Below are 22752 nucleotides of genomic sequence, written 5' to 3'. Positions count from 1 at the left end.
ACGTATTATGAAACGTTGGAGATTTTTGTTTTAAGTTTACTGCGAAATGGTGGGAAGTAGCTTGGAAAACACAAAGTATGCAGAGTCATGGGACTTAGATGTATTTTTCCCTGGAGGCAGCAAATCGACACAACTGAATGAGCGATTAGATTACTTAGAAAAAGAAGTTAGTGATTTTATGAAAAAGGTAGATACCTTTCGCACACCAGAAGATATAGGAGACGTAATTGATGTGGCAAGTGTCATTGACACCGCCAATAAAGTGCGTATGGAGCTTTCCGATGCTAGTTCATTCATAACATGTTTGATCGCACAAGACACTAAGGACAAAAAAGCAGCAGTTCTTAAGGAAAAAGTATCTACTATTAAAGCACATTTTTTTTCTTCTATGCAAAAAGTACAAAAGGTCCTTGCAAAAACAGATGACGCTGTTTGGCAATGTCTGTTAAATACAGATGAACTAAAGCGTTTTAAATTTATCTTAAACGAATGGCGCGAAAATGTAGACATGCAGCTCTCTGATAAAGAAGAAAGCAGCATTTCTTCTTTGATGGTTGATGGTTACCATGGTTGGGGGCAATTTTATAATTCGCTTGTAAGTAGTATAAGTGTTCCTGTCCATATCGATGGAGAAAAGAGTGAATTAACAGTTGCTCAAGCGATAAATCTCCGTTCACATCCCAATGAAGAGGTTCGTAAAGAGGCGCACAAGGCTTTAGAAGATATATGGGAAGAAAAAGAAGAATTATTTGCACTGATTCTTAATCATATTGCAGGTTTCCGATTACAAACGTACAAACGTAAAGGAATAGAGTATGTTATTGAAAAACCTCTTATTGACAATCGTATGAAAGAGGAAACGCTGAATGCTATGTGGACAACGGTCCGTAAGTATAAACAACCTTTTGCTGATTATCTAAACCAAAAGGCAAAAATGTTTGGCGATCAAGATATGCAATCGCATAACTTTTGGGCCACCATGACAAATAGTAATCGATATATTAGTTACGACGATGCTGTTAATTTTATTTTAGAGAACCTTAGTCAATTTGGAACGGAATTAGAAAGTTTTGCGCACCATGCATTTGATAAGGGGTGGGTAGACACAGAGGATCGCCCGAACAAATCAAATGTGGCGTTTTGTGCAGGGTTTCCGCATTCGGGTGAATCAAGAATTTGCATGACATATGGCGGTAGAATTACAAATGTATTAACTTTAGCACATGAATTAGGTCATGCATTTCATAACCATGCTATGAAGTCTGTACATGCAATGAATAAATATTATCCAATGAGTATGGCTGAAACAGCTTCAACATTTTTTGAATTGGTCGTGCTAGATGCAGCAATTGAAAATGCGAAAACTAACAAAGAAAAAGTGTTCTTACTTGATGAAAAGTTAAAGCGTAGTGTGTTGAACTTCATGAATATTCATTCTAGGTTTTTGTTTGAACAGAATTTCTACGAAAATCGAAAAAAGGGTTTTGTTTCCTCAACACGTTTAAATGAACTCATGCAAGAGGCAATAGACGATGCGTATGAAGGTTCTCTTGATCATGTCTCTATCCATTCGTGGGTCTGGACACCTCATTTTTATATTACCCATTCCCCATTCTATAACTTTCCCTATACATTCGGGTACTTATTTTCTCTAAGTATTTACGCAAAGGCAAAAGAAAATGGGAGAGATTTTGAAGAAAATTACTTAAATATACTTCATGATTCAGGAAGTATGTCTACAGAAGATTTAGTGATGAAGCATTTAGGAGAAGATATCATGCAAGAGGGCTTTTGGGAAAAGGGCATGAAATTATGCATGAAAGATGCTCAAGAGTTTATTACCTTAACATCTAATTAAGGGGTTGGCACATGCTTACCCCAGAAAAAGTAGCGTGAATTAATATAAAAGGTTGTACTCATTTATTAAAGATCAGCTCAGGGTCCTTTATCCAACCAAAGAATAGGAGATACATATGGGAAGGGTAGCATCATTTGGCACGATTTGTTTGGTTCTAGTATTACTAACGGGATGTACAAGAGAAGAATCTTTTGAGCAACACTTTAACGAAACAATGAAGGAACAAGGGAGTCCACATAGTCTAATTCATCAAGAGTTGGATGTGGTGAATAGAGATGACGCTGTAGCTATTTATAGGCAAGAAGATAAAATTTGGATTTCCTACTTTGAAAAAATTGAGAATAAGTGGAGTCATCAAGAGGGACATGGTTTAAACTGTGGTACACCTGTTAATTGGACATCAACCAATGGACATATTTTTTCTGGATTGATTTGCAACAATGATATTTCAAAAGTGTATGTAAACAACAACACAGCTAAGTTTATTACTATAGAGAATGAAAAAAAGTTTTGGTACATAGTCACTTCCAAACAACAAGATATTGAGGAAGTTGAAGTGAAATTTGTAAAAAAAGACGGTTCAGAGGATATTGTTGAGAATTACGAATCTAAATATTGAATGAAGAAGCCGCATTTTTCAATAGAAAAATGCGGCTTCATTATTTAGAAATCAAGTTTATTTTTACTGACCGTAAAAGCCCGTCCATTTAACGGGCTTTATACTATTCGGTTTAAAAAATGCGAAACGAAACGGTCCACATCAATGTCGAGGCAAACTTCGACATTTTTATTATTCTTGGAGACCTCATGCGTATTTCCTAATGAATCTCCTCGTTCTATATTCACTCCTACATGCATCGGAGTCATTTTTACAAAAGAGGGGTCAATCACGACTCCCACGGCGAGAGGATCATGCAGGGCACAACCGCCTAACGCAGGGTCGAACTGGTGATACGCGTTGATATAGTAATGACAAATTGTTTGTAAAAAGTCACTGTAATCGGAGTTGACTGCCGTCCATTTTTGAACGTCCTCAACACGTAATAAGGTTTGCATCGTGACGTCGAGCCCTACGAGTGTTACAGGCATGCATGACTCGAAGACAATAGAAGCGGCATCCGGATCTGCGTAAATATTTGCTTCAGCATACGGGGTCACATTCCCGGGTACAGTGACGGCCCCTCCCATGATCACGACGCGCTTCGCCAGATGTACAATCTCCGGTTTTTTCTGAATAGCCAATGCCATATTCGTCTGAGGGCCGACAGCTATTACTGTAATCTGGCCCGGATATTCCTCCATTTTTTCAATGATGAAGTCAGCCGCTTCATAGGGATGGGGTGTGCGTTTGGAGAAGGGAAGGCCGCTATTTCCAAGACCATCCTCTCCATGGATGCGGGTTGACTTTTCTTTGATATGCCGGCCCGATATTGGTGTAGTTGCCCCCGGAATGACAGGGATGTTTTGATCGGCATCCAGCACGTCAAGGACTTGCAGTGTGTTGCGGGTAGCCTCTTTTTGTGAAACATTTCCAAAACCAGTCGTGATTCCTAACACATTCAATTCGGGGGAGTGGACCGCGTACGCAATCGCCAACGCATCATCAATCCCCGTATCGACATCTAATATAATGTGTTCCATGTTGCCAGCTTTCCCTTATGTAAAAATTCCATTACGATTTTTTCGTGTTGATGTTAAGACTCCGAAGAGGGGTTCTTAAATGCTAGTATTTCCTGCTTATCAGGCATTCCACCTTGAGCTCCAAACTTGGTGACGGCCAGGGCAGAGACCTTACTGGCGTAACGAACGGCATCATCAAGCGACATGTTCATTCCAAGAGCGTAGCTAAGACCGGCATTAAAAGCGTCCCCAGCCCCTGTCGTGTCCACCACCGGTACCTCATATCCAGCGATCGTTTGGATATTTGAATCGTCACTCATATAGGCAGACCCTTTTTCCCCTAACGTCGTAATCACGTGTTTCACGCCAAGTTTCTGTAAGTTCCTCATGGCCTTCGATAAGTCAAAAGCATCCGGAACCATATCTGATAAGACTCCAAGCTCCGATTGATTTGGGGTAATGTAATCTACGTTCTGCAATAATTCCTGGGGTAAGCTCTGAGCAGGAGCAGGGTTTAACACAACCATCTTCCCATGCTTTTTTGCTAATCGTGCTGCTGCAATGACAGTGGGCAAAGGAATCTCCAGTTGAAGAAGGACGAGATCAGCCTGCTTTAGGACCTGTTCATCAATATCTTCACTGAGACAAGCATTGTTGGCGCCGGGCACAACAACAATACGATTGTCTCCTTCAGCTAATAAAATGGAGGCAATGCCTGTTGGTGCATCATCCACTTTCTTTATTTTCCCCGTGTCGACCCCGTTCTTTTCTAAGGATTGCAGCAAACTCGTACCAAAAGGGTCGTTTCCGATCGTGCCAAGCATTGTCGTTTCTGCACCAAGCCTGGATAAGGCTACAGCCTGGTTCGCTCCTTTTCCACCAGGGATGAAGTTTGACTGGTTTCCCATGATTGTTTCGCCTTCTAATGGGGCACGGTCAGCCTCAATGACAATGTCCATATTTAAGCTTCCGACAACGACAACAGTTGGTTCTTTCATGAGTGTTCCTCCCTCAATAAACATTTTTTCAATAGCCTCTTCTGCTAAGTAGTCTATTACCTGTAGGCATGATGATTGGTTACTCTCAGTTTAAATGAAGCATACCACTTTTTTAAGGTAATTGTATTATTTTAAGGTTACCACCAAGGTGGTAACTAAATTATATACTTAGGTTACATGAAACAAATGCTTATCGTCAAATGAGGGCGATCAACTTTTTGGATTTTTTCTTCTCTTTTAATTACGTTACTTTAACGAAAGTATAAATTAACATGCTGTAAAAACAATATAAAATTAAATTAACATCAGTTTATAAGGTTTTTAGCTTTTTAATTTATAATGTTTTTTTAACGAAAGAAAAAATAATGTTGTAATTTTCTGTAGATTACTATACGATATAAGTAACATTTGGGGAGGAGGAAATTACGACTATTTTGAAAGCGTTTTCTGGTTCTTTTTCAGTCTGAAAAATGATAAGGGGGAGAAACATGAGGAAATCGGTATGTCAATTACTTTGTAGGGCAGCCTTACTGATGTTGTTGTCCGCTTGCGGAAATAGTGCGATGAACCAGTCTGGAGATTCTGCTGATGGAGAGGCATCCAGTGACTCAGATGACACGATCAAAATTGGGGCCATCTTACCTTTTTCAGGAGTCTATGCTTCCCTTGGAAAAGACTTATCTGCTGGGATGAAGTTGTATTTTGAAAGTGTCGGCTGGGAAGCGGCTGGAGAAAAGATTGAATTGATCGAAGAGGATACGGCAGCTGATCCTCAGGAAGCATTGCGACGCACGAGGAAGTTAATGGATCAGGATAACGTCGATATTTTAACGGGTGCTGTGAGTACAGCGGTGGCTTATGCGATTCGTGATGAAGTGGATTCTAATCAACTGCCATACCTGGCTTCACATGCCGGCGGAAATGATCTGACGAGAGGTGAAAGAAGCGACTATATATGGAGGTCTTCATTCTCCTCCTGGCAAATTGGTAACTCTATGGGTCAGTGGGCTTACGATAATGTAGGAGATCAAATTTATGTGGCCGCTGCAGATTACGCTTTTGGAAAAGAAGTATCCTCAGCCTTTATGGAAGCTTATGAAGCGGCAGGCGGGGAAATTGTCGGGGAAGTTTATCCACCGCTTGGAAATAATGATTATGCTTCCTATTTGACAACGATAAGTGATTCGGAAGCTGATGGAGTGTATGCCTTCTTCGCTGGAAGCGATGCTGTTCGTTTTGTTCAGCAGTTCGAGGAATATGGGTTGAAAGAGGAAATTGATTTGCTTGGTTCTGGCTGGCTAGTATCTGAAGACTTAAGAGAATCCATTGGAAGTGCGGCTGAGGGCATCTATGCTGCAAGTTTCTGGGATTACAATTTAGAAAATGAGCAAAACCAGAAATTTGTTGAAGCTTATGAAGCAGCTTACGATCGTCGCCCGACCGTTGAATCTTTAGAAGGCTATGATGCTGCCCGTATTCTGGTAGAAACAATTGAATCCTTAGATGGTGATGTTTCAGACCCGGATAAAGTCATTGAGGCTATGTCTGCTGTTGAATTTGACAGCCCCCGCGGACCTTTTGCTTTTGACCAGGAAACACATCATGTCATTCAGAACATGTATGTCCTTGAGACGGTTATGGAAGAGGGACGCACGGAAAATAAAGTGGTTGAGAAGATTGAGAATGTACAAGACCCTGGAAAATAACAACAAAGTAACGTGGAGGTGGACGAGATCGAGGTGATCATTGCTCAATTCATCAATGGATTGTCCTATGGGATGTTACTGTTTGTCCTTACATGTGGACTTGCCCTTGTCTTTGGTATATTAGGGGTTCTCAATTTGGCGCACGGTTCTTTATATATGATAGGATCCTATGTCGCTTATTCGATAACCACAACTTTTACCCAAAGTTTCTGGACAGCTCTTGTTGTGGCCCCTCTTGTCGTTGCAGTGATCGCGCTTATTATTGAGCGCACACTGTTGCGAGTGACGTATCGACTAGGACACTTATCTCAAGTGTTATTAACGTTTGGATTAGCCTACGTTTTTCACGATCTGACAAAATTGATTTGGGGGTCGAATGTGCTTTCTATACGTGTTCCAGATCTATTGTCTGGATCTGTTTCACTCGCCGGCCAGACATTTCCCCTTTATCGACTGGTGATCATCGGTGTGGGCGTGGTAGTTGCCGCTGGGCTCTGGTGGCTCCAGAACAAAACAAGATGGGGAGCCATTATCAGGGCTGGGTTAAGTGACCGTGAAATGATAGGGGCTCTCGGAATTAATATTAATTTTGTATTTACGGCCATTTTTGTGCTTGGAGGTATTTTGGCTGGTTTCGGTGGAGTCGTCGCTTCTCCTATATTAGGGCTCTATCCGGATATGGAGTTTCAGACACTGATTCTCGCTCTGATCGTGCTGGTGATTGGCGGACTAGGATCGATCGCAGGGACCTTCACGGCCAGTGTGCTTGTTGGCCTGTTGGAAACTTTTGGTCGTTATCTATTTCCTGAGTTAAGCATGTTTCTCATCTTTGGACTTATGGCCATGATCCTAGTGTGGCGTCCGAATGGCTTGTTAGGAAAGCAGGTGGTGGAAGGATGAAAAACGTCTATCTTCAAAGTGCGGTCGTTCTTCTATTGTTCGCTGCTGCTCCGTTTTTTATATCTTCGTTTCATATCACCTTGCTGACTGAAATACTTATTTTAGCAATTTTTGCCCTAAGTTTAAACGTGCTTGTTGGATATACAGGAATGGTGTCATTAGGACATGCGGCTTTTTTTGGAACAGGAGCTTACTCGGCGGGGATTATAGCACAACATATATCCGCTAATATGCTGATCACCTTGTTTGGGGCGGTCCTTTGTTCGATTGTTCTTGCTGGAATCATCGGCTTGTTTTGTATGAAGGTAAATGGTTTTTACTTTCTCATGCTTACCCTGGCCTTTTCACAAATGGTGTATTCGTTTGTCTATCAATCAACGGGATGGACGGGAGGCTCTAACGGTTTATCAGGAATTCCAAGCCCGGTCTTGTTCGGCTGGGAGATTCCCAACATCGTCTGGCTGTTTTATGTTATTGCCGCCCTGTTTATGATGCTTTATGCCGGGCTTCGAATTGTTGTCGGATCGCCTTTTGGAAAAGTATTAGTAGGGATTAGAGAAAATGAGAAGAGATTGAAGTCGATGGGGTACAACACGTATCTTTATAAATATGCGGCCTTTGTGATTTCCGGTGCTCTAGGCGGGGTGTCGGGTTCTCTCTATACCTATTTTAATGGCTTTATCGCTCCAAGCGATGTGTACTGGACGATGTCAGGAACGGTACTGATTATGGTATTAATCGGTGGATCTGGAACGATGATCGGGCCTGTCTTAGGGGCAGCGATGATCGTCATCCTTGAGACTGTTATTGCGACCTATACAGATATGTGGATGTTGATTCTTGGTTCCATATTTATTCTGTTCGTTATCTTTTTCCCTTCTGGCATTTACGGGATTTGGCAAGATATTGTTAGCCGCTTTCAAAAACAACATATCCACCCAGAGGCAGCCAAAATCAATAAGGAACGAGCTTCCTAGAGAGGAGGAATCAGGTGACCATACTAAAGGTAGACGCGGTCAATAAGAGCTTCGGCGGTCTTGAAATTTTAAAAGAGGTGTCGTTTAACGTCAATCAGGGAGAACGGATTGGCGTTATCGGACCGAATGGGGCAGGTAAAACTACGTTCTTCAACTTGCTGACTGGAGATTTGAGTCCGTCAAAAGGCACCATCTACTTTAATGGAAGCAATATTACAAAGGAACCGAACTATAGACGGGCACGACGGGGGATAGTGAGGACATTTCAAAAGAACAATTTACTTGATGAGCTATCCATTCTAGACAACCTGTTACTAGTCCTGCAGCGAAAACACGGATTAAAATATACGTGGTTTAGAATCCGTAAAGAAAAATATTATGCGAAACTTTACAGCGAGGCGGAAGAGCTGCTTGATACCTGGGGGCTCTATAAGCGGCGCCATGTTAATGTGAAAAATCTCTCTTACGGGGAACAGAGGCAAATTGAAATCATGCTAGGTATCGCCACAGACCCTTCCATCCTTCTATTAGATGAACCAACAGCAGGTATGTCCCAGTCGGAAACGGACTATATCGTCAATTTATTAACAAAACTACCCGAAGAATTAACCTTAATGATCATCGAACACGATTTAGATATCATATTTGGCCTGGCTGAACGAATGATTGTCCTGCACGACGGGCACGTGCTGATTGATGACAGCCCAGAGATCGTACGTGATCATCCACAGGTAAACGAAATTTACATGGGAAGTGAGGAGATAGTCTGATGCTTCACGTTCAAGACCTTCATGCTTATTATGGGGAAAGCCATATCCTACATGGCCTTTCTTTAAAGGTTGAAGAAGGAAAAGTAGCGGCCATTTTAGGGAGAAATGGCATGGGGAAAACAACAACCATCCATTCGATCATGGGGATGGTGGCCAGGAGAGAAGGGGTTGTTGAAGTAAATGGCCATAACTTAATTTCAGAACAAAGTTATAACATTTCAAAACTTGGTGTCGGGTTAGTCCCACAAGGCAGAAGAATTTTTCCAAATCTTACTGTAAAAGAAAACTTGTTGACCACACAGACTAATATAAAAAACGGCTGGACACTGGAAAAAGTGTTTGATCTGTTTCCGCGAATTAAAGAACGTCAGCATTCGATGGGAGGCAACCTCAGCGGGGGAGAACAGCAAATGCTTGCGATCGGCCGAGCGATTTTGACCAATCCGAGTTTACTCCTGCTTGATGAACCATCGGAAGGGCTGTCACCGCTAATGGTCGGGGAAGTTAGTGACATTATTAAGCGGCTCAAGGACGAGGGGATCACGATGCTGCTCGTGGAGCAAAATTTGGCGATGGCTAAGAAAATCGCTGATCATGTCTATATTTTAAATAAAGGCAGGGTCGTATTTGAAGGGGCTGCGGATACGTTTGACGAGGAAGTTCAACAGAAGCATCTTGCGCTAAGTTCTTAGCTAATAGAGACCTATAGACAGGCATTGCTATAATCTAAACTGATGACTATTTAAAGCTGGTTCCGGGTACTCCGGGGCCAGTTTTTCTGTACTAGAGGGAATAGCAGAATAAGAGTCATTTCTCTTATTCTGCTATTCCCATTCATTAATGTCCTCAATATTCGTGAGGAAATGATCTACTATAGTAGAGAAAGGGTAGATCGTATTATCAAATAGATATTCGATCTCGCCCTTTACAGAGATAGGTTGTACGTTACTGTTTTGAATAAAGCTCCTGGTCAACTCTAATGCTAACTTTTTGTCATTATCCAAGCTATCCACCTCCTGGTTTAATCTATTCTTTAGCAGCGGTGAATATGATCCCTAGTTAATAGGTTTGCAAATTAAAAGGTCGAATAGTAAGTTTTTCATTTTTATCGAATAGATGTCTTGAAGTAGAATAGATACTAATCAGATAATTTAATCACTTTTGAAAAAGTCATGATTTCTAGCATATTTCAGGGGGGAATAAGATGACCCAGGAGTTCATCCGAAGCTCAGAGAGAACGGTACAAAAAGAAGAGATGTTTAAGATTAAAAGATGGATGGTGCAGAACCATTCCTATATTGAAATAGATCAAACGATAAGGGAAGCAGCACATCTATTGGATCATTTAGATGTAGATTATATCCCAGTTCTGAGTGAGGGAATGAAACCGGTTGGTGTGGTTACGGAAAAGGCGATGTTAACAAGTTTATTGCGTGGAGAAGGAGAGAAATCTGTCATAACCACTATCTCGAAAAAGAATTTTGCTATCGTTCGTTCAGATGACTCTCTATTAGATATGTACACCTTGCCCTTTAACTATTTCACTGTCGTTGATGATCAGAATAGGTTAGTCGGAATGGTTTCCGGAACTGAAATTTTGAAAGGGCTTTCCTGGCATGCTAAAGAAATTCATCAATCGGAACACTCCGCCGAAACTTTAAATGTTATTTTGGAGAGTGCTTATGAAGGTGTTGTGGTGGTGGATGGAGGTGGCGTTATAAGGGAGTTTAATGAAGCATACAGCCGTTTTACGGGTATTGACCAAAAAGGAGCGATTGGCAGGCATGTGCAGCAGGTCATCGACAACACGAATTTGCATAATACAGTAAAAACAGGCATACCTGAACGAGGGGCTGTACAGTATATACAAGGGCAGGCTATGATTGTTCATCGTATCCCTATCTGGAAAAATGATCGAGTGGTCGGAGCGATCGGCATGCTCATTTTCGAAGGGGTAACGGAGTTATATCGAATTTATGAGAGATTTCAAGAAAATATGATTCAACATACAGCTGAACAGACTACTCTTCCTACTAGAGGCAAACAAAATAACAAAGTTACACTGGATCAAATCATTGGGGTTAGTCCAAGTACTTCAAATACAAAACGTATGGCCAGAAAAGTTGCTAAAACCACGGTCACCGTTTTAATTACAGGTGAAAGCGGCACGGGTAAAGAAATGTATGCTAAAGGCATCCATCACTTAAGTCCTTTCTCGGAGGGGCCGTTTATTAGTGTGAACTGCGGGGGTATTCCTGAACATTTATTTGAATCCGAATTGTTCGGATATGAAGAAGGAGCCTTTACCGGGGCTAGAAAGGGTGGTAAGCCAGGTAAATTTGACTTAGCTCAAAACGGGACATTGTTCCTGGATGAGATTGGCGAGATGCCCCTAATGATGCAGACCAAGTTATTGCGGGTTTTGCAGGATAAGGAATTTGAACCTGTCGGAGGTCTCCGGAAGGTTCAAATGGATACAAGAATAATTACTGCGACAAACCGTAATTTAGAAAAGATGGTGGAAGCGGGAGAGTTTCGAGAAGATCTTTTCTATCGACTAAATGTTATCGAATTGCCAGTTGCACCGCTTCGTCAGCGGACAGAAGATATCCCCCAAATGATTTCCCATTATCTATATGTGATTTGCAATAAGTATCAAGTGGCAGTAAAAACAATGACTTCAGAAGCAGTGGCCGCATGTCTTCATTATGGGTGGCCTGGGAATATAAGGGAGTTAGTGAACACCATTGAAAAACTTGTCGTCATGGTCGATGGAGATACCATTGATAGGTTCGATTTACCTGCGTCTGTAATTAATAAAGAGGGAAACGAGCAGTCAAATGGAAAGATGATGATTATTAGTGATGTGAAAACACTAGAACATGAGAAAGAAAAAGAACTCATTCAAAGGGTATTAAAGGATACAAAGGGGAATAAGTCAAAGGCTGCAGATGAACTGGGCATCCACCGAACCACATTATATCAAAAGATCAAGAAATATCGGTTATCCGATTGAGGGTGTAGGAGAAGGACTACAACAAATGAACGAACTGTAGCGTTTCATCTACAATTCGTAATATGGAAAGACCGACCTATCCGGTTTGAAAGTTGGCATGCCTTTTGCATGTATATAAGTGAAAGCCTAGAAAGGGGGAAGTAACTTATAATGGAAAAGCATGCTGTTTTGCACATGCCGCAGACGATTATTTATGGTCGTCACGCTTTTGAAAAAGTGGGAGTAGAAGTGGCAGCAAAAGGAAGAAAGGCCCTTATTATTAGTGATAAGGTGATGGATAGACTTGGAAATGTAAACGATTGCCGTAACTATCTATCAAATGAATATGTTGAAAGTACGGTTTATCTAGGGGTTGAATCTGAACCTACCGATACGTATGTCACAGAAGCGTTAGATTTATTTAGTAAGGGAAACTGTGATATCGTAATTTCTCTTGGTGGCGGTAGCTGTATTGATACAGCAAAAGCAGTTGCCGTTTTAGCGACAAATGGTGGCTATATAGGAGATTATATGGGGGGGACTAAAATAGCGGAAAATAAGCCAATTCCGCATATTGCGATCCCTACCACAGCAGGCACGGGTTCTGAAGCCACAGATGCAACGATTATTACGAACACAACAAATGATGTGAAAATGATGATTAAACAGCCATCATTTATGCCCGTTGTGGCTATTGTTGACCCATTACTGTCACTATCATCTCCTACACATGTCACGTCAGCGACAGGAATTGATGCTTTAAGTCACGCCATCGAAGGTTACTTATCTAAACAGTCTCATCCAATGACAGATATGATAGCGCTTTCTGCAATGAAATTAATTGTTGAGAATATTAGGATGGCCTATAAAGATGGTGAAAATATTGATGCAAGAGAAGCGATGTCCTTAGGATCCCTGCAGGCAGGTATGGCTTTTTCAAATTCTTCCGTATGTTTAGTCCATGGAATGTCTCGACCAATTGGGGCCCTTTTTCATGTTCCACACGGTTATTCTAACGCAATGTTGTTGCCGGCTGTATTAGAATTTAGCAAGGAAGCTTCCATTGGTCGATTGGCTGATTTAGGAAAGATTTTTTCAGCAGATGCGCAAAACTTTTCAAATGAAGAGGCGGCGGATCTAGCTGTATCCTCGGTTAAAAAGCTTTGTTTAGACTTAAATATTCCTAATCTTAGTGGGTGGGGTATTGATAGACAAGAGTTTGAGAGCGTTACCAGTAAGATGGCTGGAGATGCATTAGCAAGCGGGAGTCCAGCGAACAATCCAAGAGTCCCTACACAAATGGAAATTGAAGATCTCTACCATATTTGTTATGCGTACGAGTTCGCCACAGAGAATGTGAGATAAGGGGCAGGTGATAGATTCATGGATCTCATCGGAATGCTTGGATTAATTGCATCGTTAGTATTACTGGTCTACCTTACGATGAAAGGTATAAACATTATTATTGCAGCAATCTTAAGTTCAATTGTAGTGGCTGTGACGGGTGGTTTGAACCTAGGAACTGCGCTAATGGATAATTATATGACCGGTTTTACTGATTATTTTGCTTCATGGTTCCTAGTATTTTTACTTGGTGCGATTTTTGGAAAACTAATGCAGGAAACAAAGTCAGCTGAAAGTATTGCCAACTGGATCAAGCGTACATTGGGGGCGAAGCGTGCCGTATTTGCAGTTGTAGCGGCGGCAGCTATTATGACCTATGGTGGAGTTAGTTTATTTGTAGTTGGTTTCGCTGTCTACCCGATAGCTCTTTCCTTGTTTCGGGCAGCGAATTTACCACACAGATTTATACCTGCTGCCCTGGTATTTGGGTCGATCTCTTTTACCATGACTGCCCCAGGCTCTCCTGAAATTCAAAATATCATCCCAACCGAATTCTTTGGGACAACACCTACAGCTGGTGGATTTATTGGGGTGCTGAGTGCACTTCTCATTATGGTTTCCGGGGGTGTTTGGCTTGGAAGAATGGTGAAAAATGCGGTGGAAAGAGGAGAAACTTTCTCTGGATCTTTGCCAGCAGAAAATGAATTAGCATCAAGCCTAGCTGTTAAAGAAGAACAGGTGCTGGAAACAACAAAGGATTTACCTAATGTAATTCTAGCGTTTTTGCCCCTTGTGAGTGTCATTGCCTTGTTAAATACACTCTCTATATTTATCGATCCCACATCTTCCTTGTTAATTGCATTGACAACAGGGATATTCTTAGCCTGTATTTTAATGAATAAATACCTTAAACGGTTTTGGGAAGCTCTTGGAACAGGCACTCAAAATTCACTAGTTGCGCTTGCTAACACATGTGCTGTAGTAGGTTTTGGTAGTGTGGCAGCACAAGTATCGGCATTTAATAGTGTTGTCGATGCCGTAGTAGGGATGCCCGGCCCACCTTTGCTAGGGTTAGCTATTGGGGTAACGGTTGTTTGTGGCATCACAGGGTCCGCCTCAGGAGGGTTGGGCATTGCCCTGCCGATTCTAGCACCTATTTATCTTAGTCAGGGAGTAGATCCAGGGGCTATGCACAGGATCTCTGCGTTGGCTTCTGGTGGAATCGATTCACTTCCCCATAACGGCTATGTCGTGACAACAATTCGTGCCATTTGTGGAGAAACGCATAAAAGAGCCTATGCACCTATCTTTAAGTTAAGTGTCGTTGTACCCGTCGCTGTATTGTTTGTAGCGGTAGTCTTGTATTTTATTTTTTAAGAAAAAATTGTAAAATTTTAAAATCGTAAACTAATAATCAGGAGGTTTTATAAATGAGTAAGATAAAGGTTAAAATACTTCAAAATTATATTGACGGGGAATGGGTAGACGCAAAGACAGATCAAACAGAATCATTATATAATCCGGCAACAGGAGAAGTGATTGCAGAAGTTCCGATTTCAAGCGATGAAGATGTGGATGATGCAGTAAAATTAGCGGACGAAGCATTTAAAAGTTGGAAAGAGGTCCCGGTGCCTAAACGTGCTCGCATAATGTTTAAGTTTCAACAATTACTTGTTGAACATTGGGATGAGCTGGCAGAAATCATAACGATTGAAAATGGGAAAAGTTTCAAGGAAGCACAAGGAGAAGTACAACGTGGAATTGAAAACGTTGAATTTGCCGCGGGGGCCCCGAGCCTTATGATGGGTGAACAGTTGCCATCGATTGCAGCTGGCCTTGAGTCTGGTGTGTATCGCTACCCAATCGGGGTTGTGGGCGGAATCACTCCATTTAACTTTCCGATGATGGTGCCTGCTTGGATGTTCCCAATGGCCATTGTTACAGGGAATACGTTCGTCCTAAAACCATCTGAGCGCACACCATTATTGGCCAATCGTTTGGGAGAATTACTTGAAAAAGCTGGCTTGCCAAAAGGCGTATTCAATATCGTACATGGTGCACACGATGTGGTGAACGGGTTATTAGACCATAAAGATGTAGCAGCTATTTCATTCGTGGGTTCTCAACCTGTAGCTGAATACGTATACAAGCGCGGTACAGACAATCTGAAACGTGTTCAAGCGCTTGCCGGAGCTAAAAACCACTCAATTGTGCTAAAAGATGCGAACATCGACAATGCGACAACTCAAATTCTTAACGCCGCATTCGGTTCTGCTGGAGAACGGTGTATGGCAGCTTCTGTTGTAGCCGTGGAAGACTCCGTTGCCGATGAATTTATTGAATCACTTACACAAAAAACTAATGATGTGAAGATTGGAAACGGATTGGATGAAGGTGTGTTTCTTGGCCCGGTTATCCGTGATAATCATAAAGAAAGAACTCTTCAATATATTGAAACTGGGGAAAAAGAGGGGGCTAAACTTGTTCGTGACGGCCGTAATGATGAAGACGCACAACGAGAAGGTTATTTTGTAGGGCCTACCATTTTTGACAATGTAACCACAGAAATGAAAATCTGGAAGGATGAAATCTTCGCTCCGGTGCTATCCATAGCACGCGTAAATGACCTTGACGATGCGGTTGAACTAACTAATCAATCTCGCTTTGCCAACGGTGCATGTCTGTTCACAAATGATGGAGGCAGTGTACGTCAATTTCGTGAAACCATTGATGCAGGGATGTTAGGTGTGAACATAGGTGTCCCAGCTCCGATGGCTTTCTTCCCATTCTCTGGCTGGAAGGATTCCTTCTATGGGGACCTTCACGCCAACGGAAAAGATGGGATTGAATTCTATACACGTAAGAAGGTTCTTACTACTCGCTGGGTGTAAGCAGGGATTTTTTAAATAAGCTGAAGGCCTGTCCTCAAAGGGTGTACCTTACTTTGGGGCAGGCTCTCTTTAATTTAATATTAAAAAAATTGTGTATAAAGCGTTTACAAAATCCAAATCATCACTTAACATATACTTTGCATACGTATTCAAAGGAGGGTGGAAATGGAAAGAATTGCGGTGATCGGTTGTGGAACAATGGGGCACTCCATTGCTTTAAACGCAGCTTGGACTGGTTTTGACGTAAAGCTGCATGGGCTGAATGACGCTGTGTTAAGTCAGGCCTGGAGAAGCATGATGGCTAAAGCAGATGCCCTTTTAAGACATAATATGTTCGATAGTGATGAGTTGGAGAATTTGAGGAATCGAATAATTACTACCACGTCTATTAAGCAAGTGGTGGAGGATGCAACCTTTGTTATTGAAGCCATTCCAGAGAATATCGAGTTAAAAAAGGAATTATTCAACGAGGTCGACAATCTGTGTAATCCTCAGGTCGTTCTTGCGAGCAATACGTCGGGACTTAGTCCGACAGACATTGCTTCTGACATGTTTAATCCAGAGCGATTCATTGCTACACACTTTTGGAATCCTGCTCACCTCATACCGCTCGTGGAGGTCGTCCCCGGTGAAAAAACCAATGAAAGTACCATAGGTCGTTCTATGAAACTAATGGTTCAAATGAATAAAAAGCCAATCAAAGTGAATAAAGATGTTCCAGGTTTTGTAGGTAATCGCCTACAATACGCGCTTTTTCGCGAGGCGCAACATTTATTGGAAGAGGGAATTGCCTCGACAGAAGATATTGATGCTGCAGTCACTTATAGCATTGGAAGAAGGTTGCCTAAGACAGGTCCATTTATGACGGCTGATATGGGAGGGCTTGACGTCTTCTCTGCCATTTCAAACTACTTGTTTAATGATCTGAGTAAAGCAGATTCTTCTCTACCAACGATAAGTCATTTAGTAGAGGAAGGCAGTCTAGGCACGAAATCTGGAAAAGGTTTTTATCAATGGGGTTCATCTTTTTTTGAAAAAATCAATGGGGAAAGAGAGAAAGAACTTATTCATTTCTTGAAGCAGGATTTAGATAATGGTTAATCCCGAAAGGAGAAGTTATTTTAAGTGAAATATTTTCCAGACCTTGAAAATAAGTCAGTTGTGGTGACAGGAGGAAGTAAGGGTATTGGAAAAAGTATTGCCCTAGCTTTCGCTGAACATGGCTCAAAGGTATTGATTGTCGGGAGGAATGAAACAGATCTTTTGCAAACGGTGAATGAATTGAAGCAGCACAATCCAGATTGTTCCTATATTTCAGCCGATTTAACGAATGTGGATGAAATCCGTCAAATGATCGATCAAGCTGTAAGTAGGATGGGCTCACTAGATGTGTTAGTGAATAACGCTGGGGTCAACATTACGAAGCCTGCCCTCGAAATAACAGAGGAGAATTGGGATCAAGTGCTCGATATTAACTTGAAAGCATCTTTTTTTTGCAGCCAAAAAGCTGCAGAATACATGGTTCCTAATGGAGAGGGAAAGATCATTAATATTGCTTCACAAATGGCGTTTGTAGGCTATTGGAATCGTGCCTCTTACTGTTCAAGTAAAGGCGGGATGGTTCAGCTAACGAAAGCACTCGCAGTTGAATGGGCTGAACATCATGTGAACGTAAACGCGGTCGCCCCAACGTTTATAGAGACAGAGCTTACAGAAAAAATGTTTGAAGATAAAGCTTTTGAAAAGGACGTCTACAGTAGAATTCCATTAGGGAAGCTAGCTGATCCTAAGGATGTAGCTGGTGCAGTATTGTACCTTTCTTCAAATGTAAGTAAATTTATTACAGGAGATACTATTAAAGTAGATGGTGGCTGGACAGCCATTTAATTTTTTAATTTGTTTTGCATACGTATTCAAAAGTGATGAGGAGTGAATTAATATGGCAAAGTTCTTAAAAAAAGGGAAAAGTGAACAGGAGCTACAAGAAACAAGTACGAAGGTACAAGAGGCAGTAAGTGGGATTATCAAAGACATTGAAGCAAATGGTGACAAGGCTGTCCGTGAATTGTCTATAAAATTCGACAAGTGGTCTCCTGAAACCTTCCGTTTAACGGATGAACAAATTAAAGAAGTGGTTGATTCAGTGGATGAGTCAGTTAAAGAGGATATTAAGTTTGCGCAAGAACAAATTCGGTTTTTTGCCCAAAAACAGAGGGAGTCTATGAAAGATATTGAGGTAGAAACCATCCCTGGTGTTACCCTGGGTCATAAAAATATCCCTGTAAACAGTGTCGGTTGCTACATTCCTGGAGGCCGCTATCCGATGGTTGCTTCCTCCCACATGAGTATCTTAACGGCTAAAGTGGCAGGTGTTAAGAGAGTGATCGCATGTACACCGCCAATCAATGGTGAGATTCCAGCAGCGACTGTGACGGCGATGTATTTAGCGGGTGCTGATGAGATTCACATTTTAGGCGGAGTGCAAGCGATGACCGCCATGGCCGTAGGAACGGAAACGATTGATCCTGTTGATATGATTGTCGGACCTGGTAACGCGTTCGTAGCTGAAGCAAAACGTCAATTGTTTGGAAAGGTTGGAATTGACTTATTAGCGGGTCCAACGGAAACATTGGTGATTGCTGACGAAACAGCTGACGGGGAAATGATTGCAACAGATCTTCTTGGCCAGGGTGAACATGGCCCAACTTCTCCTGGAGCTTTAATCACAACCTCTGAGAAGATCGTGGAAGACACAATAAGTGAGATTGAACGTCAATTAAAAATTCTTCCTACAGCTGATGTGGCAAAGGTTTCCTGGGAAGACAACGGAACCATTATCTTAGTGGACAGCCTGGAGGAAGCTGTGGTTGAAGCTGACAAGCTAGCTTATGAACACGTTGAGATTTTAACAGAAGATCCAGATTACTTCCTGAAAAATATGACGAACTACGGAGCGCTTTTCCTTGGACCTGAAACAAACGTGGCTTATGGGGACAAAGTAATTGGAACAAACCATACGTTACCAACCCAAAAAGCGGCGAACTACACAGGTGGCTTATGGGTCGGTAAATACATTAAAACCGTTACCTACCAGAAAGCTACTCCGGAAGCCAGCGTGAAAATTGGAGAATATGCTGAACGCCTCTGTGAGCTTGAAGGATTTATGGGGCATAAGGAACAAGCTTCACTTCGTGTGAGACGCTATAAAAAGTAGAATAATCTCTGGTTAAGGATTGAAAAGGTGATAGATGATTGCTATTATTTTCTGTCTAGAAGGCAGGAGGTTTTAAGTAATGGATAAGCGAAAAGTCACCGCTACGGATGTTGCTCGACTGGCTGGAGTATCCCAGTCGAGTGTCTCCCGGGCGTTTAGTAAAAGTTCGAGTGTTACGGAAGAGAAAAGAAAGGCAATTATTGAGGCTGCCAATAAACTAGGGTATCAACCCAATGCGATTGCTAGAGGGCTTATCACAAATAAGAGCCATATTATTGGCATTGTTATGCGTGATATTAAAAATCCCTTCTACCCAGAAGTATTGGAGAAATTTTATTCAAAATTAACCAAGATAGGTTATCAACTGATCTTTATCAATTCAATGAATCACCAGATTGAGGAAGATGAAATCAGCAGGTTAATAGAATACAACGCAGAAGCCGTAATCATAACAGATGCGATATTAACATCTTCTGCTGTGGAACGGTTTGTGCGAAATGATATTCCCATTGTTTTATTTAATCGATATATTCCAGATTCAAAATGTAGTGCTGTATCATGTAAAAACTATGAAGCAGGTAAGGAAATCGGTAAATATCTTATAGAAAAAGGCCACCAGTATCCGGCTTTTATTTCTGGTCCATTTAACACGTCTACAACCATCGATCGTCAACGAGGTTATCAGGAAGCCTTGGCAAAAGGCGGGATCTCTAAATTAGTCATTGAGGATGGGAATTATACCTATGAAGGTGGCTTTAAGGCAGCTACTAATCTCTTAAGAGATCATGAGAATATAGACAGTATTTTCTGTGGGAACGATATATCTGCTTTTGGGGCCATCGATGCCATTAAGTCTGCTGGAAAGCACGTGCCAGAAGATATTTCTGTTATAGGCTTTGATGATGTACAAGTATCTAATTGGTCTCCCTACTCACTTACTACGTGGAAACAGCCCGTGGAGGAAATGGTTGAGAATACGATCCGCCTACTGATGGAGGATTTAAATGGTGAGAAAGATACACCTGAAATCATTGAATTGGATGGGTACTTGGTGACAAGGGAATCTGTAAAAGATAGAACCATACACTAGAAATCGATTTAATAAACAATGGAAATTTTGCCTCTTTTATTGTAAGCCTTTTCAAAAAAGAACTAATGAATTGTTATAACGATAGGCTTCGTTAAGGTTAACCATACAAAAGCCTGAAAAGAGGGGGAAACCATATGTTAAGTATGATTGGACTCATTGGGGGACTCTTACTCCTGATTGTTTTAACTATGAAAGGAATGAACTTGCTCATTGCGGCTCCATTTTCAGCGTTCATTGTCGCGATCTTTAGCGGCTTGCCCATTTTTCCACAATTAGCAAGTGAAGGTGAAGCCAACTTTGTAACTAATTACATGGATGGATTTGCTGGATTTGTTGCCTCGTGGTATCTCATGTTCCTGTTGGGGGCAATATTCGGGAAGTTAATGGAAGACAGTGGAGCAGCAGATAGTGTTTCTAGATGGATTATTGACAAAATCGGGGTTAAACATGCAGCATTAGCGATTGTTATTGCCTGTGCTGTTTTAACTTATGGTGGTGTTAGTTTATTTGTAGTGGCCTTTTCAGTTTACCCTATGGCATTGAGCTTATTTAAAGAAGCTGACTTGCCAAGGCGGTTTATTCCGGCGGCGCTTGCTTTTGGTTCAACGACCTTTACAATGACCTCTGCAGGTTCACCGGAAATTCAAAACTGGATTCCTATTGAATTTTTAGGAACCTCCCCATATGCTGCATGGGAAGTTAGTTTAGTCGTGGCAGTATTTATGATGATTATAGGGTATTGGTGGTTAACCCGTATGATCAAAAAGGCAGTTAATAAAGGAGAGAGCTTCGATGTAAGAGCAGATGACCCTGAGCTCACGAGAGAGAACTTGCCTAACCCCATTTTAAGTATCATTCCATTGTTTGTTGTCCTAGCCTTTTCTTTCATTTTTCACGACACATTAGGTAAATCCGCATTGATTGTGGCATTATTAGGTGGGTGTATTGCCACAATTGTCATTAGCTTTAATTACTTTAAGGATATTTGGAAGGCAGTTTCTGAGGGGACGATGGGAGCATTAATTGCTATTGCGAATACCTCCGCAGTAGTCGGATTTGGTGGTGTCGCTAAAGCCACACCTGCTTTTAATCAGACGGTAGAAGCCATGACGAGTATCCCGGGAAGTCCATTAATCGGAAGCGCTATTGCTATTTGTGTCATTGCGGGTATGACTGGTTCGGCCTCAGGTGGACAGGCGATTGCGCTGCCATTACTGGCCCCCCACTATTTAGATATAGGTGTGGATCCAGAAGAGCTGCACAGGGTTGCTGCTATTTCTTCAGGTGCACTTGATTCGCTGCCTCACGGTGGTTACGTTGTAACGACAATTCGGGCGATCGCTGGAGAGACGCATAAGGATGCTTACCCTGCGTTTGGTGCGCTGACTGTAATTGTACCATTATTAGGAGTAATATTGGCTGTTACATTATTTAGTGTTATGTAGGGTTAGAGAAGAAAAGTGATGGTGTAGAAAAGTCTAAGGTTTAAGTTTACCAAACTTAAACCTTAGACTTTTTTAATTGTTTGTTTAGTAGAAATTTCGAGAGGTGCTTGAGTCTACTGTCATTTGCTTCTAGCCGTTTATGATAGCCATATGATTCATTTAGCTTTCACCTTATTTTGACCGGAGAACTTGTATAAAATATGATAGAGGCACACTTGAGAGTAGAAAATAAACCAATGTTAGGATGTAATCGATGAAAATACTATTGGTTGAAGATGATAAAACCATCGCTTCTGGTTTAGAATATTCTTTGCAAAACGACGGCTATGAGACTATTCTTTGTCATCATTACGAGGCGGCCAAACAGGTAATAAACGAAAAGCTGGAGGATATAGACCTTTGTTTATTCGACCTCTCCCTGCCTGATGGGAGCGGCTATGATCTGTGTGCGTTTGTCAAAAAGCGGAGCGACAAACCTGTGATTTTCCTGACGGCATTTGATGACGAGGTCAATGTGGTTATGGGTCTTGATATGGGGGCGGATGATTACATCACCAAGCCATTCCGTATTCGTGAGTTGCTTTCCAGGATTAAGTCGGTTTTGCGCCGTTATAACAGGCAAGTACAATCACAGCCGAAGAATACGATTGAAATCAAGAATATTGGGATTAACACATTAGAAGGCAAGGTTTATAAAAATGGTGAAGAGGTGTTAGTGACGGCTCTGGAGTATCGATTGTTACTCATTTTTGCTAATCATATTGGCCAGGTTTTAACGAGAAGCCAGTTACTTGAACGGATTTGGGATGTAGCGGGGGATTTTGTGAACGATAATACGTTGACGGTCTACATAAAGCGACTGCGGGAAAAACTTGAAGATAACCCTCAAAAACCGAGGATTATTAAAACCGTTCGTGGACGTGGATATAAGGTTGGTGATTAGC

General features: G+C 41.6%; 20 protein-coding genes. 17 read left to right on the top strand and 3 right to left on the bottom strand.

What is annotated here, in order from left to right; all coding sequences use genetic code 11:
* Positions 1 to 61 precede the first annotated feature (61 nt).
* On the top strand, positions 62 to 1858 hold the full coding sequence (locus P9989_RS17025; protein WP_283076059.1) for a M3 family oligoendopeptidase: 1797 nt from the start codon (positions 62 to 64) through the stop codon (positions 1856 to 1858).
* A 115-nt stretch (positions 1859 to 1973) separates the two neighbouring features.
* A complete protein-coding gene (locus tag P9989_RS17020; RefSeq protein ID WP_283076058.1) occupies positions 1974 to 2477 on the top strand; it encodes a hypothetical protein in 504 nt (167 codons plus the stop codon).
* A gap of 98 nt (positions 2478 to 2575) precedes the next feature.
* Here the strand turns inward: P9989_RS17020 and P9989_RS17015 are convergent, their stop codons facing one another.
* Both P9989_RS17015 and rbsK read right to left on the bottom strand, forming a co-directional pair.
* The gene (locus P9989_RS17015; RefSeq protein ID WP_283076057.1) at positions 2576 to 3499 is read right to left on the bottom strand and encodes a nucleoside hydrolase; all 924 of its coding nucleotides are present in this window, start codon (positions 3497 to 3499) and stop codon (positions 2576 to 2578) included.
* Between the two features lie 53 nt (positions 3500 to 3552).
* Positions 3553 to 4476: a ribokinase gene (rbsK, locus tag P9989_RS17010; RefSeq protein ID WP_283076056.1), complete on the bottom strand. Its 924-nt coding sequence runs from the start codon at positions 4474 to 4476 to the stop codon at positions 3553 to 3555.
* 488 nt (positions 4477 to 4964) lie between these two features.
* On the opposite strand from rbsK, the gene P9989_RS17005 reads away from it, so the two are divergent.
* From P9989_RS17005 to P9989_RS16985, 5 genes are read left to right on the top strand one after another with little or no spacing between them, the layout of a single operon-like run.
* Positions 4965 to 6182 carry an ABC transporter substrate-binding protein gene (locus P9989_RS17005; protein WP_283076055.1) on the top strand — a complete coding sequence of 406 codons (1218 nt, stop codon included), beginning with the start codon at positions 4965 to 4967 and terminating at the stop codon, positions 6180 to 6182.
* Between the two features lie 27 nt (positions 6183 to 6209).
* Entirely contained in the window at positions 6210 to 7082 is an 873-nt protein-coding gene (locus P9989_RS17000) for a branched-chain amino acid ABC transporter permease (RefSeq protein WP_283078958.1), read from the top strand.
* Positions 7079 to 8059, top strand: a complete 981-nt coding sequence (locus P9989_RS16995) for a branched-chain amino acid ABC transporter permease (RefSeq protein ID WP_283076054.1) — start codon at positions 7079 to 7081, stop codon at positions 8057 to 8059. The genes P9989_RS17000 and P9989_RS16995 overlap by 4 nt, the downstream gene beginning before the upstream one ends.
* A 14-nt stretch (positions 8060 to 8073) precedes the next feature.
* A complete protein-coding gene (locus tag P9989_RS16990; RefSeq protein WP_283076053.1) occupies positions 8074 to 8829 on the top strand; it encodes an ABC transporter ATP-binding protein in 756 nt (251 codons plus the stop codon).
* Positions 8829 to 9521, top strand: coding sequence for an ABC transporter ATP-binding protein (locus P9989_RS16985; RefSeq protein ID WP_283076052.1), 693 nt, complete (start codon positions 8829 to 8831; stop codon positions 9519 to 9521). The genes P9989_RS16990 and P9989_RS16985 overlap by 1 nt, the downstream gene beginning before the upstream one ends.
* Before the next feature lie 132 nt (positions 9522 to 9653).
* On the opposite strand, the gene P9989_RS16980 is transcribed toward P9989_RS16985, so the two are convergent.
* Positions 9654 to 9833 carry a hypothetical protein gene (locus P9989_RS16980; protein ID WP_283076051.1) on the bottom strand — a complete coding sequence of 60 codons (180 nt, stop codon included), beginning with the start codon at positions 9831 to 9833 and terminating at the stop codon, positions 9654 to 9656.
* 200 nt (positions 9834 to 10033) lie between these two features.
* On the opposite strand from P9989_RS16980, the gene P9989_RS16975 reads away from it, so the two are divergent.
* The 10 genes from P9989_RS16975 (at position 10034) to P9989_RS16930 (ending at position 22751) form a co-directional block, all read left to right on the top strand.
* A complete protein-coding gene (locus P9989_RS16975) occupies positions 10034 to 11845 on the top strand; it encodes a sigma-54-dependent Fis family transcriptional regulator (protein ID WP_283076050.1) in 1812 nt (603 codons plus the stop codon).
* A gap of 150 nt (positions 11846 to 11995) precedes the next feature.
* Complete coding sequence (locus P9989_RS16970) at positions 11996 to 13189, top strand: iron-containing alcohol dehydrogenase (RefSeq protein ID WP_283076049.1); 1194 nt, start codon at positions 11996 to 11998, stop codon at positions 13187 to 13189.
* 18 nt (positions 13190 to 13207) lie between these two features.
* On the top strand, positions 13208 to 14545 hold the full coding sequence (locus P9989_RS16965; RefSeq protein WP_283076048.1) for a GntP family permease: 1338 nt from the start codon (positions 13208 to 13210) through the stop codon (positions 14543 to 14545).
* 53 nt (positions 14546 to 14598) lie between these two features.
* Complete coding sequence (locus P9989_RS16960) at positions 14599 to 16059, top strand: CoA-acylating methylmalonate-semialdehyde dehydrogenase (protein WP_283076047.1); 1461 nt, start codon at positions 14599 to 14601, stop codon at positions 16057 to 16059.
* A 165-nt stretch (positions 16060 to 16224) separates the two neighbouring features.
* Positions 16225 to 17160, top strand: coding sequence for a 3-hydroxyacyl-CoA dehydrogenase family protein (locus P9989_RS16955; RefSeq protein WP_283076046.1), 936 nt, complete (start codon positions 16225 to 16227; stop codon positions 17158 to 17160).
* A gap of 24 nt (positions 17161 to 17184) precedes the next feature.
* A complete protein-coding gene (locus P9989_RS16950; RefSeq protein ID WP_283076045.1) occupies positions 17185 to 17946 on the top strand; it encodes an SDR family NAD(P)-dependent oxidoreductase in 762 nt (253 codons plus the stop codon).
* Positions 17947 to 17998: 52 nt separating this feature from the next.
* Complete coding sequence (gene hisD / locus P9989_RS16945; RefSeq protein ID WP_283076044.1) at positions 17999 to 19273, top strand: histidinol dehydrogenase; 1275 nt, start codon at positions 17999 to 18001, stop codon at positions 19271 to 19273.
* 79 nt (positions 19274 to 19352) lie between these two features.
* A complete protein-coding gene (locus tag P9989_RS16940) occupies positions 19353 to 20363 on the top strand; it encodes a LacI family DNA-binding transcriptional regulator (protein WP_283076043.1) in 1011 nt (336 codons plus the stop codon).
* 134 nt (positions 20364 to 20497) lie between these two features.
* Positions 20498 to 21808, top strand: coding sequence for a GntP family permease (locus P9989_RS16935; RefSeq protein ID WP_283076042.1), 1311 nt, complete (start codon positions 20498 to 20500; stop codon positions 21806 to 21808).
* 253 nt (positions 21809 to 22061) lie between these two features.
* Complete coding sequence (locus P9989_RS16930; protein ID WP_283076041.1) at positions 22062 to 22751, top strand: response regulator transcription factor; 690 nt, start codon at positions 22062 to 22064, stop codon at positions 22749 to 22751.
* Position 22752 lies beyond the last annotated feature (1 nt).

This window comes from Halobacillus naozhouensis (genome assembly GCF_029714185.1).
Taxonomy (GTDB): Bacteria; Bacillota; Bacilli; order Bacillales; family Halobacillaceae; genus Halobacillus_A; species Halobacillus_A naozhouensis.
Note: the sequence above shows the minus strand (reverse complement) of the source record. Positions and strands in the feature narration are given on the sequence as shown.

What these genes read in the sequence shown, in the direction of transcription:
- P9989_RS16975 (WP_283076050.1), top strand. Translation starts at nt 10,034, where the DNA reads ATGACCCAGGAGTTCATCCGAAGCTCAGAGAGAACGGTACAAAAAGAA.
- P9989_RS16930 (WP_283076041.1), top strand. Translation starts at nt 22,062, where the DNA reads ATGAAAATACTATTGGTTGAAGATGATAAAACCATCGCTTCTGGTTTA.
- P9989_RS16970 (WP_283076049.1), top strand. Translation starts at nt 11,996, where the DNA reads ATGGAAAAGCATGCTGTTTTGCACATGCCGCAGACGATTATTTATGGT.
- P9989_RS16985 (WP_283076052.1), top strand. Translation starts at nt 8,829, where the DNA reads ATGCTTCACGTTCAAGACCTTCATGCTTATTATGGGGAAAGCCATATC.
- P9989_RS17015 (WP_283076057.1), bottom strand. Translation starts at nt 3,499, where the DNA reads ATGGAACACATTATATTAGATGTCGATACGGGGATTGATGATGCGTTG.
- P9989_RS16955 (WP_283076046.1), top strand. Translation starts at nt 16,225, where the DNA reads ATGGAAAGAATTGCGGTGATCGGTTGTGGAACAATGGGGCACTCCATT.
- P9989_RS17005 (WP_283076055.1), top strand. Translation starts at nt 4,965, where the DNA reads ATGAGGAAATCGGTATGTCAATTACTTTGTAGGGCAGCCTTACTGATG.
- P9989_RS16995 (WP_283076054.1), top strand. Translation starts at nt 7,079, where the DNA reads ATGAAAAACGTCTATCTTCAAAGTGCGGTCGTTCTTCTATTGTTCGCT.
- P9989_RS16960 (WP_283076047.1), top strand. Translation starts at nt 14,599, where the DNA reads ATGAGTAAGATAAAGGTTAAAATACTTCAAAATTATATTGACGGGGAA.
- P9989_RS16965 (WP_283076048.1), top strand. Translation starts at nt 13,208, where the DNA reads ATGGATCTCATCGGAATGCTTGGATTAATTGCATCGTTAGTATTACTG.
- hisD (WP_283076044.1), top strand. Translation starts at nt 17,999, where the DNA reads ATGGCAAAGTTCTTAAAAAAAGGGAAAAGTGAACAGGAGCTACAAGAA.
- rbsK (WP_283076056.1), bottom strand. Translation starts at nt 4,476, where the DNA reads ATGAAAGAACCAACTGTTGTCGTTGTCGGAAGCTTAAATATGGACATT.
- P9989_RS17020 (WP_283076058.1), top strand. Translation starts at nt 1,974, where the DNA reads ATGGGAAGGGTAGCATCATTTGGCACGATTTGTTTGGTTCTAGTATTA.
- P9989_RS16940 (WP_283076043.1), top strand. Translation starts at nt 19,353, where the DNA reads ATGGATAAGCGAAAAGTCACCGCTACGGATGTTGCTCGACTGGCTGGA.
- P9989_RS16935 (WP_283076042.1), top strand. Translation starts at nt 20,498, where the DNA reads ATGTTAAGTATGATTGGACTCATTGGGGGACTCTTACTCCTGATTGTT.